The sequence below is a fragment of the Paenibacillus sp. 2TAB26 genome, from assembly GCF_052115145.1.
GTDB lineage: Bacteria > Bacillota > Bacilli > Paenibacillales > Paenibacillaceae > Pristimantibacillus.
The window spans coordinates 227,012-238,458 of the sequence record NZ_JBFRGC010000001.1 but is presented as its reverse complement, the minus strand read 5'-3'; the positions used below and the strand labels follow the sequence as shown (position 1 = coordinate 238,458).

The following is an 11,447-nucleotide window of genomic DNA, read 5'->3' as shown; positions in this document are numbered from 1 at the left end:
CAGGTTAATTATTGTACTATTCGGTAGAGTCTACCCGTTCCATAACGGAGGCTTGCAATGTTTGCAGTGCCTCAACAGCAGCATCCTTCGACTCACTTTTAACCGCAAAATAAACTTTGATTTTTGGCTCCGTGCCAGATGGACGAAGGCAGAACCATGAGCCATCTGCGCGCAAATATTTCAATACATTTTCCGGACGCAAGCCATCTTGGCCTTTGCCGTAATCAAGCACACGCTCCACTTTGACGCCGCCGATTTCTGCAGGCGGGTTTTGACGCCAGTCATCCATAATAGCGCCAATTTTTTGCACGCCATCAAGTCCCTTAAGTGTACGCGACTCCAAGCCTTCCAAATAGAAGCCATGCTCAGCGTATAACTCTAAAAGAACATCATATAGCGTTTTTCCTTGACTGCTATAATAAGCTGCAGCTTCAGCAATTAATAGCGCAGCAACGATCGCATCTTTATCACGCGCATAAGTTCCAGTTAAATAACCGTAGCTTTCCTCGTAGCCAAATAGGAAGGTATGCTCTCCTGTTTGCTCATAACGAGTCATTTTCTCACCAATATATTTGAAGCCGGTCAACGTGTTCTCAACCGCTACACCATAGGAACGGGCAATATCTGCGCCTAGTTCACTAGTTACGATCGTTTTGATCACTACGCCATTGTCTGGCAGCTGTCCACGTTCCTTCAACTGGCTTAGCACATAATGAACCATTAGCGCACCCGATTGGTTGCCAGTGAGTACCACGTACTCGCCCTCATTGTTTTTCACAACCGCACCCATACGGTCTGCGTCAGGATCAGTACCGATAATGATATCAGCATTCACCTGCTGCGCCAGTTTAATCGCAAGCGTGAACGCTTCGCGCTCTTCCGGGTTAGGAGACTTTACCGTGCTAAAATATCCATCCGGCTGCTCTTGCTCCGGTACGATGTGTACATTTTTAAAACCAACCTTTTTCAACACTTCGCGAACAGGCATGTTGCCAGTGCCATGTAGAGGTGTGAAGACAACACTAATTTTTTCTCCAACTTCACCTTTAATAAGGTCAGCATTCAAGCTCTGAGCAACTACCGTATCAATAAATTGTTGATCGGCGTCATCTCCAAGCCAGCGCAGCAAGCCTTTTCCTTCAGCTTCTTCACGGCAAACCCGTTTTACTTCATCGAAACCCGCGATTTGGCTGATAGCAGAAATAACTTGTTCAGCTTCCTCAGGAATAAGCTGGCAGCCGTCAGCGCCATATGCTTTGTAACCATTATATTCAGGTGGATTGTGGCTTGCCGTAATGACAATTCCACTTGCTGCATTCAGCGCACGTACCGCAAAAGAAAGCTGTGGTGTTGGACGAAGCGCTGTGAACAAATAAGTAGTGATGCCGTTGCCCGCAAGCACAAGCGCTGCATCGAGTGCAAACTCAGGTGAGTTATTGCGGGAATCGTGAGCGATAACAACAGAAGGAGCCGCTCCATCCGCCGACTTGCCAGCAAGCAGCCAATTTGCGAGTCCCTGTGTTGCTTTACCAACCGTATACGTATTCAAACGATTCGTTCCTGCACCCATTACGCCGCGCAAGCCGCCCGTACCAAATTCAAGGTCGCGATAAAAGCGATCCGTAATTTCTTTTTCTTGTCCTTCAATACTGCGAAGCTCGTCCTTTGTTCCTGCATCAATCAACGGATCATTTAGCCACGCTTCATATTTAGCAATAACATTAGCATTCGTTTCGTTCGTCATATTTAGCAGCCTCTTTCATTCATGAATTTTAATTTATGAAGGATTAGATAAAGCAAACATAAGCTCGCCTTCGGCAACGATTTGATCGCCAACCCGTGCTGTTCCTTGTCCTTTTCCAATAGAGCCCTTCAGCCTTGTAATCTGGACCTCAAGCGTCAACGTATCGCCAGGCTTAACTTGACCGCGAAAGCGGAAGCCATCGATGCCAGCAAAAAAGCCAAGCTTGCCACGATTGGCTTCAATCATCAGCATCGCTACAGTACCTACTTGTGCAAGCGCTTCTACTATAAGCACGCCTGGCATAACCGGATAACCCGGAAAATGACCAACAAAGTAAGGTTCATTCATCGTAACATTTTTAAGACCGACTGCGCGTACGCCTGGCTCAACCTCCAAAATACGGTCGATTAGCAGAAACGGCGGGCGGTGCGGAATGATTTCTTGAATTTGGTTAATATCCAACATGAAAAAAAAGCCCCTCTCAATAGTTAAGTTAGGTAGTATAAAAAGTGTCATTCTGTACGACACTATACATATCCCTCATAAACTGCAGTTTATGAAGGTTAAGATAAGAGGCTTGGCTGCTTGGACCCGAAGTGTCCTCCGCCAAGCCTCTTTGTTCATATGTAGTGACTTGATGATCACGAATGTCCAGTAGGTGTTTCTGTTATGTGTTTATTCAGCGCTTTAAACATGACGATATACATCATTGAAGTAATGAATGAAAAGCCAATAACGCCCCACAAATAAATATAAGCATTCGGCGCTTCAAAGAAAATGAGCATTATCGCTGCATAAAAGAGCACAGTTGTCAGCTTTCCCATCCAGTTGGCAGGCACCGTCTTTTTCCCTCGGAAGTGAAAATAGAATCCCCCCGCTATCATGCCCAAATCGCGCAAAAACATCGCTGCAGCCGCAGCCCAGGAAATATGGCCGGATACGAGCAGCGATACAATAACAGTGATCAGCATCATCTTGTCCGCAAGCGGATCAAGCATCATTCCAGCCGTTGTAATCTGACCGGTTCTGCGCGCGATATAACCATCAAGAACATCGGTTATTCCGGCTGCTACCATAATCAAAAAGGCAGGAATCATATGTCCTTCCGCAAAAATCACGATGTAGACAGGGATTAATAAAAAACGCAATGATGTTAATAGATTCGGCAGATTCAACTATTCACGCTCCTCTACCTATAACTGACGGTCCACCATGGTTCCCAACTATTATACAACTACCTCCCGTAAAAATAAAACTATCCGCTGTTCCTAATAAGCGGAACAAATTGCAGAAGTTAGTTCTAACTGACTATTTGCAATTTTTTTATGTATACATTTTGTGATCGTTATTCATTTTCACCATCTACTTACCGTTATAAATAGAATACCAATTACTTTAAACAAGAAAGGACAGGGATGTAGTGAATTTTAGTTTACGCTTGAATAAGTCGTTGAAAATAACTCGCAGGTGGCTTGCAGCTACAATTGCAATCGTAATGGTTATGACTTCCATGACCGGCATTGTCAACGCCGCAGAAGATACGGTTACCGGCCTTGATTTCACCTATGACCCATCGGATTACAACAGCAACACATCATCACTGGAAACATTTGTTGAAGATGATAAGGTTAATCTAGCCGTTTTCGCAACAGGCTCAGGCACTAGAAAAGAAGTTACTGCCGATGCGACATGGAAATCATCGAATACCGCTTTCGTCAAAGTGGAAAAAGGCGTCTTAACGGGTGTAGGCAAGGGAACCGCAACGATAAGCGCTACTTATAAAGGCTTCACCATTTCTATCAAGGCTTCATCTGACTATATCTATGATTCCGTAAGCCTCATGCAGAACGGAGTAACCGCTCCAACAACGCTGGATATCGAGATTGGTCAAAATCTGGCCTTCACGCTAAACGGCTTGAAAGCAAACAAAGAGCCGCAAAATGTAACAGGTGACGCTGTCTGGACAACATCGAACGCAGCGATCGCAACCGTGGATGAAGGTGTTATTAAACTGTTAGGTGTTGGAGCTGTTACAATTACCTCCAAGCTTAAAGGTAAATCCGATGCGATTACATTAAATGTAACCTCCCCTTACAAATCAATTACGATTGATTCAGGTACTTCTGGCAAGCTAGTCGAAATCGACATCGGCAATGATGATAAAGTATTAACGGCATCCGTCAATCCAAAGATCGGTTCGATCCTTGATGTAACAAAAGATGCAAAATGGGTTAGTGCTAATGAAAAAGTTGCTACAGTTAAACAAGGCGTAGTATCTGCAGTAAGCGCCGGAAAAACGACGATCACCGTATCTCATAAAGGGGTTAGTACAACGATCGATGTGGTCATACGTACGCCTTACCAATCAATCAGGCTCTCTCCAGAGAAGGAATATCATCTGCAGCTTCAGGACGCAAATCTTCAAGTAACAGCAGATGTGCTCGACAATAAAAATTTCTCTTCTCCAGTAACCACCTTAGCCGATTGGACGTCTTCAAACGTTGTAGTCGCTACTGTATCAAATGGATTGGTTAGCCCTAAATCCGTCGGTACAGCTAGAATTACAGCCAGCTACAAAGGTGTAAGCCGCAGCATCGAGATTACAGTGTATCCGAGCATAACTGAACTTAGTATTGAAACGGAAACGATAGATGGTTATACCGATATTAGTGAGGATCTTCCTAGAGTCATGGCAACAACATTTGATGGCTCGAAGGTAGATGTATCCAAAATCGTAAAATGGACGTCCGCAGATGAGAAGATTGCTACGATTAAAGATGGTCAATGGACAGCTAAAACACTCGGAGAGTCCGTTCTTACAGCATCTCTTCAAAACTATAAAGCGGATGTAAAATTAGTCGTTCACATGAAGCCGTTAAAGCTGATTGCCGACGTTAAGGAACTTAGCATTATTTTAGGAAAAGAAACGCCTTTCCCTTCCGTAACCGTTATTAATGAAGACGGAGAAGAAGAGAATATTTCGAGCAGAGTGAAATGGAAGGCTTCATCAGATGATATCGTATTGAAAGAAACGACGATGAAGGGCTTAGATGTGACAAGCATCACGCTCACTGCTACTTACCTGACTAAGAGCGTAACGGTACGTGTAAGAATAGAGGAAGAAATCGTCAAGCTTGTTGTTGACCCTATCTCTCTAGATCTTTACCCTGGAAAATCCAAATCCGTTAAGGTTACAGGTTACTACAAGAGCGGCAAGCAGGTTTCACTAGGTTCAAAAATGAACTGGGAGTCTGGCAATCCTAATATCGCAACCGTTAGCAGTACCACTGTTAAAGGAATTGCCGTAGGAACAACTAAGATTACTGGTTCATACCAAGGCAAAACGGTCACCGTTCCTATCGTGATTTCACCTAAACTGAAATCACTTGTACTATCCAGCAAATCGGTTCAGCTCAGTCCGGGAGGAAGCTATTCGGCTAAGCTGCAAGCTAACTTTACGACTGGAAACCCGGCTGACGTTACCGACAATGCCGTTTGGACATCCTCCAAAGCGAGTGTCGCAACCGTGGTTAATGGTAAAATCATTGCAGTTAGCAAAGGTTCTGCATCCATTAAAGCAACCTATGCAGGTAAAAGCGTTACGATTAGAGTAAGTGTAAAATAGTTCAAAAATGCAGCAAGTGAGAAGCTCGTTACCTCATTACACGACGAGTTTTTCACTTGCACAAATAAAGTATTGATCATCAAAAAAAGGGATGCCCGCTGCGCAGCATACACTGCAAAGCGGGCATCCCTTCTTCTATTTAATTGATTACGATTCAGCAAACACTAAGTCATAGAGATGCTGCCATGTTGCCCAGCTAAAAACCTCATCCTCAGGCTGCTTGCCTATTACAGCGTAACCAATGTACAAGCCTGCCACAAGCATAATGATCATTATGAGCGGTACGATGCTTTTGCGCAAAAGCCACAGCAGCATGCTTACCCCTTTGGGCCGTTGCTTCTTATTGGAGCTCTTCTCTTCAGCCTTCACGCGACTGGCGCGCTTCTGCCTCCCTGAGCTTTTCTCTTCCGCTTTACTCCCGGATCCGCTTGCTTCGTGGTCCATTCGCTCATCGGCCATACTCATTCACATCATCCTATCCTTATGCGCGCAGCCCGTTGGTAAGACTCATCATCGTATCACTTGACGATAACGCTCTAGCTGCCAATTGATAAGCGCGCTGCACATTAATAAGCTCGGTGATCTCGTCCGTCAGCTCGACATTTGACTGCTCCAAGTAACCTTGACGCAGCACAATGTTATTTTCCGAGTTCGGCACGGTCTGCTGCACGACATCACCAGCATTAATTCCGTTTGCAACGACAAACAGGTTATCAGAAACAGCAGTTAGTGCCGCAGGACGCGAAGCTTGGAGCAGCTTAATACTGCCAAGCGGAATTGTGCGCTCTGAAGATACTCCTAGCACCGTTCCATCTGGATTAACCCGCAAACTGTACCCTTGTGGTACTACGATATTGCCCTCAACCACGTTTCCTGTCACAGCATTTCTTACATTAGCTACGACTGGATATCCGTCTTCCGTTGCCAAAATCGTATCACCGTTTGCGCCGACCGTCAACTGAAACGCTCCATTGCGTGTATAAGCACGGTTGCCAGCGTTGTCCACTTCCACCTCGAACAATGCATTTCCCTCGATCGCAATATCCGTGTCCTTATCGGTTCCCTGCATTGGACCTTGGGACAAATTGGGCTGAACCATTGTCATTCTTGAGCCCCAGCCTTGTGTGAAATCCATCGGCGTTTTACGGCCAGGCTGATTGAAAGCTTCCGGCTGAGTTCTTAAGTTCGTAAGAAGATCCTCAAAGGTAGCTTCCTTCTTTTTGTAACCAACCGTATTCACATTAGCAATGTTATCCGCAAGAAGATCCAGCTTTTGTTGAAGACCATTCATGGATACCATCGCGTTAATCATTGAACTGTTCATGTTTCGTGCACCTCCGCTACTTCAACCTGTTGTTACACGCGACCGACTTCGTTGACGGCTTTGCTCAAGCTTTGATCATAAAATTGGATAACCTTCTGGTTAGCTTCATAAGCACGCAGCGCCGACATAAGGTCAATAGCTGCTTGCGCAGTATCAACATTAGAACGTTCTATGTAGCCTTGTCTCACTTCCACGCGTTCATTCGGAGCGATAGCGACAGCTTCGCCGCCTTCTCCCGAGAATCGGAAGCTTCCGTTCCCTTCGCGCACAAGCATATTCGGATTATCAACACGGCTAATTAGCAATTGAACGCCGATATCTTGCCCATTGGCATCAACGAAGCGTTGATTATCAGTCAGTACGAGTCTGTCTAGACCTACACCGGCAGGCATCCGAATCGGCTGACCATTCGTTCCAAGCACGCTCGATCCGTCACTTCCCATAAGAAAGCCATCCTCGGTTAGCGTAAACTTCCCGCCCCGCGTATACCGAACCTCGCCATTTTGATCCTGTAGTGTAAAAAAGGCTTGAGGCTGAAAAGTAATCTCTCCGTCCGGGCTTATATTTTTACCGGAAGCGTCAAAGGACAACCCGTCTACTTCAATGTTGGAGATCAAAGCAAAGTCAGACGAGTTGTTCGTCTGTGTTAGATCGCCCTGCAAATGAATAGACAAGCTTTCTTCCGCAAATACACCGTTAGTCAGTTTACCGATCTTGGTGAAATTCTCCGGACCCGCGCCTGTCAATGACAGCATCATTTCCGGAAACGAACGAGTTACAGCGTTTGTCTGCTTATAACCAGGCGTATTAATATTCGAAATATTGTTCGTCACCGTATCATGTCTGCGCTGCTGAGAAATCATGCCTGACGCCGCGGTGTACAATCCTCTTAACATCCGTTGTTACCCCCTTAGTGCTTCCAATCGATCCTAGCTATATATGTTATCGGTTGAAAGCAAGGCTGCCTGAATAGCTTGTCCATGCGACCTATGACTCATTTACGCCTCGGCTACGCCCCCCTAAGGCTCCCTACCCGCGCAAATCATCTATTATATAGGCCGCATACGGTCTTTACTTCTTCCCAAGCTTGTCCAAGTTATCTAGAAGGATTCCCGTTCCCTTAACGACGCAGTGCATCGGATCTTCCGCAATAAGCACAGGCACTTTAAGCTCTTCTGCTAGTAGCGAATCTAGTCCGCCAAGCAAAGCGCCTCCACCTGTCAAAATAACACCACGGTCAATAATGTCCGCTGACAGCTCAGGCGGCGTGCGTTCCAGCACAGCCTTAGCAGCCGATACGATGGACATTACGGAATCCCATAGCGCCTCACGAACTTCTCCTGAACGAATCGTTAATGTGAGAGGAAGGCCTGAAACCATGTCGCGACCACGAATATCAATCTCTTCCTGTTTTCCGCCCTCTAGCACAGTACCAATTTTAATTTTAATATCCTCGCTTGTTCTTTCACCGATTAGAAGCTTGTATTTGTTCTTGATAAACTTCATAATCGCATCGTCAAACTTGTCCCCTGCGACTTTAATGGAGGAGGCAGTGACAACGTCGCCCATAGAAAGAACGGCTACATCTGTCGTGCCTCCGCCAATGTCAACGACCATATTGCCGCTAGGCTGGAAGATATCCATTCCAGCCCCTATCGCAGCGGCTTTTGGTTCATCCTCAAGAAATACTTCTTTTGCTCCGCTGCGTTCTGCAGCTTCACGAATAGCCTTCTGCTCTACAGAAGTAATGTTGGTTGGAGCACAGATAAGAATACGGGGACGGCTAAACCATTTCCGTCCCTCCACGCGATCAATAAATGCTTTAAGCATAATTTCCGTAATTTCAAAATCCGCAATAACACCATCACGCAGCGGACGAATCGCAATAATATTGCCCGGCGTTCTGCCTACCATGCGATGCGCTTCCTCGCCAACTGCCAGCACGCGTTTTGAATCACTCTCAATGGCAACTACAGAAGGCTCATCGAGAACAACGCCTCTTCCTTTTACATGTATGGATACATTAGCAGTACCAAGATCAATCCCAATATCCTTGCTCAACATAAGGCTTAAGTCCCCCAACGAATAATAATTACAAAACGTACATTTGGTTCCCTTGACACAGAAACCGCTAACGTTTATTATTCGCCAAAAAAGACAAAATTCCTCTATAATTCGTGAAAAAACTTCAATGCTTGCCTGCTGCGAGTACTTCACGCTTTTTTGTACTCGTTTTTTTATATTTAATTTTGGTCGCTTCTCCTCCCCTCAGATGCCTAATCGATTTGTGGTACTCGAGAATGTGCTTTACCTGATCGGCCAAATCGGGGTTTATTTCAGGAAGCCGCTCAGTTAAATCCTTGTGCACAGTGCTTTTAGACACACCAAACTCCTTGGCGATCGTCCGCACCGTATGCTTCGTTTCCACGATGCAGCGGCCTATTTTAATGGTTCGCTCCTTAATGTAATCGTGCACGTTCCCGCCTCCCTACTCGAGATAGTTTGGTACATTATATGAGTAGGCACCGTATATATTCGTTGTGGCCAAGCTTGACAGGCAGGAATGTGAATAAATTTTCATAAAAACGTAAAACAGGCAGGGAATTGCTCCCCGCCTGTACGACTAAAGTCCTATTTTTTTACTAACCTGACGTTATGGTTTAACTTGTGTTACTCTTGCACTAACGAGCTTGGGTTTATCGCCTTGCCATTGCTTCTTGTTTCATAATGAAGGTGGATGCCCAAATCGCGTTCCAAATCATTGCGACCGGCTTTTGCGATTATTGTTCCTTGCGTAACATCATCGCCTTCTTTAACTGTTACATCCGCTAAGCTTTGGTAAACAGTCACTAGACCGCCCTCATGTGTGATTTCGACGGAGTTGCCGTTAGTTGGATGCTGCTCCACATAAGTAACCTTGCCTGATAATGCTGCAAGCACATCAAATGTTTTTCCATTTGGGTCAACAAAGTCGATACCCATATGAGGAGAGAACTTGTCACCCGTTTGGACCAATGCAGCTTCGCGTTCTGCGTCACTTGCTTTTGCATCGTAGAATGGAAGCTCTTCTTTAAGCACTGTTTTGTCAGTTAGCGGCCAATGGATCGATTCGTTGGCAGCAATAACTTCTTGCACTTCTTCATCCTTGCCTTGCGTTCCTGACGCTTCCCCTTGTGTAACTTCAGAAGGCTCGGTTTTTCCTGTTGTCGCTGTCGGTTTTGTATCCGCCCCCTGATAGATCCACATTAAGGTTACGATAATTGCTGCCGCGGCCATGAAGATTGCTGGAGATACCCATCGCTTTGCAAAAAGGTTCTTCCATCCACTGCTAGATTTGGCGGCAGACGTTCCTCCCAGAACAGTTTTGGGAGTTTCTTCTGGTCTTTGCTTCGGTTTACTTTGATTTTGATCATTCATTTTCTATCACCTCACTAGCCATTGTTACCAGATCTGCTAGGTTTATACGTGAGGTGAATACGAAATATTGAAAGAGTTCAAATTACGAGCGAGCTCTCAGCTCTTCCGATAGCTTCGAAGCTTGTTCCACTTGAACGCTAGAATAATAATGAGCCAGAATAGCTTCGGCTTTTGCCCCTGATTGCGCCATTCCATTGGCTCCCCACTGGCTCATGCCGACGCCATGCCCATAACCAAAAGTCGTTATGGATATCGATTTATCTTTTATATTCCAAATAAATTGAGAGGAAGCAAGTCCTAGCAGCTCTCTCACTTCTCGGCCTGTGAACGTTTTGTCTCCGATAATCATCTTGCTGATTCGATTTCCTTCCGTCTTCTCTATTACACGAATGGAAGGTTTGGCAGAGTTCTTCTTTGATACTCCTAGCTTACTGTAAAACTCGTTAAGCGACAGCTTGACCGTTTCTTTATATTTCGGAGACAGCTCTTTGTCCCATGGGCTTGCCACGCTGCGCAAATATGGAATTTCTTGCGTCCAATAGTCCTCCGAGTTTTCGGTGAATCCATTGCTGGTAGAGAAGAAAGCGGCATCTATCGGTTCGCCTTTATAAGTGATAACCTTGCCCTTCGTCTGAAGGATCGCTTCATTAAGCTTGCTCATATTGTTTTTCTGCTCATTCTTTGGCCATTTGGCTGCGAGCTCTGCAACTGAAATATACACTTGATGATCGGTCGTGTCCGTCACATCGGCTCCTTTTACCGGTACTCCGCTGTCATTGCCAAGAACAATTCTACGAATCATATACGTACGAGCCGCAATGGCCTGCGCCTTTAACGCCTCAAGCTCGAATCCGATTGGCATTTCCGCAGCTACTACACCGCGAACATACGCTTCAAGCGGAACTCGCTCTATCCGCTTTTCCTTCGTCAAATAAACACGAATAACGAGACGATCAATCGCATCAAGCGTTTCCCCATGCTTCCCATCACCAGCCGTTGGCCGATTTAAAAGATCATTTTCAGAAGATGGAATGAGCGCATCCGCATCATCCAATATGCCCGTTTTCGGCATCGTTTGATTACCCGCTTTAGTAGATGCGTTGTCTGTTAAAGACCTAGCAGCCTTCGCATCGTGAAGTTCGTCAACTGAAAGCCTTACTAGAATGACAGATGCGCCAAGCATCGCTCCGATTGCAAACAAGGCCATCGGTCTGCTTGTCCGTATACGATCGATCATCGAAACTATTGAAAACGTCCCTCTTCTTCGCCTCATGAGCTCTCCTTCCATCTTGGCCGGAAAAAGGAAGCAGGAAGCAGCCACTGCCGCCCCCTCTCTC

General features: G+C 45.7%; 11 protein-coding genes. 1 reads left to right on the top strand and 10 read right to left on the bottom strand.

What is annotated here, in order from left to right; translation table 11 throughout:
• Window positions 1-16 precede the first annotated feature (16 nt).
• The 3 genes from AB4Z50_RS01065 to AB4Z50_RS01055 all read right to left on the bottom strand — a co-directional run bounded on the left by AB4Z50_RS01065 (window position 17) and on the right by AB4Z50_RS01055 (window position 2,919).
• Window positions 17-1,744: a phospho-sugar mutase gene (locus AB4Z50_RS01065; RefSeq protein ID WP_441874716.1), complete on the bottom strand. Its 1,728-nt coding sequence runs from the start codon at window positions 1,742-1,744 to the stop codon at window positions 17-19.
• 33 nt (window positions 1,745-1,777) lie between these two features.
• On the bottom strand, window positions 1,778-2,209 hold the full coding sequence (fabZ, locus tag AB4Z50_RS01060; RefSeq protein ID WP_056631018.1) for a 3-hydroxyacyl-ACP dehydratase FabZ: 432 nt from the start codon (window positions 2,207-2,209) through the stop codon (window positions 1,778-1,780).
• Between the two features lie 176 nt (window positions 2,210-2,385).
• Entirely contained in the window at window positions 2,386-2,919 is a 534-nt protein-coding gene (locus AB4Z50_RS01055; RefSeq protein WP_441874714.1) for a CDP-alcohol phosphatidyltransferase family protein, read from the bottom strand.
• A gap of 245 nt (window positions 2,920-3,164) precedes the next feature.
• On the opposite strand from AB4Z50_RS01055, the gene AB4Z50_RS01050 reads away from it, so the two are divergent.
• On the top strand, window positions 3,165-5,369 hold the full coding sequence (locus AB4Z50_RS01050; RefSeq protein ID WP_441874712.1) for an Ig-like domain-containing protein: 2,205 nt from the start codon (window positions 3,165-3,167) through the stop codon (window positions 5,367-5,369).
• 147 nt (window positions 5,370-5,516) lie between these two features.
• Here AB4Z50_RS01050 and AB4Z50_RS01045 read toward each other — a convergent pair whose 3' ends face one another.
• The 7 genes from AB4Z50_RS01045 to spoIID form a co-directional block, all read right to left on the bottom strand.
• A complete protein-coding gene (locus AB4Z50_RS01045) occupies window positions 5,517-5,834 on the bottom strand; it encodes a DNA-directed RNA polymerase subunit beta (protein ID WP_083681610.1) in 318 nt (105 codons plus the stop codon).
• A gap of 16 nt (window positions 5,835-5,850) precedes the next feature.
• Window positions 5,851-6,693 carry a flagellar hook-basal body protein gene (locus tag AB4Z50_RS01040; protein WP_076266220.1) on the bottom strand — a complete coding sequence of 281 codons (843 nt, stop codon included), beginning with the start codon at window positions 6,691-6,693 and terminating at the stop codon, window positions 5,851-5,853.
• Window positions 6,694-6,725: 32 nt separating this feature from the next.
• Window positions 6,726-7,589, bottom strand: coding sequence for a flagellar hook-basal body protein (locus tag AB4Z50_RS01035; RefSeq protein ID WP_076266221.1), 864 nt, complete (start codon window positions 7,587-7,589; stop codon window positions 6,726-6,728).
• Window positions 7,590-7,764: 175 nt separating this feature from the next.
• The gene (gene mreB / locus AB4Z50_RS01030; RefSeq protein ID WP_076266222.1) at window positions 7,765-8,757 is read right to left on the bottom strand and encodes a rod shape-determining protein MreB; all 993 of its coding nucleotides are present in this window, start codon (window positions 8,755-8,757) and stop codon (window positions 7,765-7,767) included.
• A 124-nt stretch (window positions 8,758-8,881) separates the two neighbouring features.
• A complete protein-coding gene (gene spoIIID, locus AB4Z50_RS01025; protein WP_054025430.1) occupies window positions 8,882-9,169 on the bottom strand; it encodes a sporulation transcriptional regulator SpoIIID in 288 nt (95 codons plus the stop codon).
• A gap of 194 nt (window positions 9,170-9,363) precedes the next feature.
• Complete coding sequence (locus AB4Z50_RS01020) at window positions 9,364-10,110, bottom strand: peptidoglycan DD-metalloendopeptidase family protein (RefSeq protein WP_441874709.1); 747 nt, start codon at window positions 10,108-10,110, stop codon at window positions 9,364-9,366.
• Between the two features lie 82 nt (window positions 10,111-10,192).
• On the bottom strand, window positions 10,193-11,347 hold the full coding sequence (gene spoIID, locus AB4Z50_RS01015; protein WP_441874708.1) for a stage II sporulation protein D: 1,155 nt from the start codon (window positions 11,345-11,347) through the stop codon (window positions 10,193-10,195).
• Window positions 11,348-11,447: the final 100 nt, after the last annotated feature.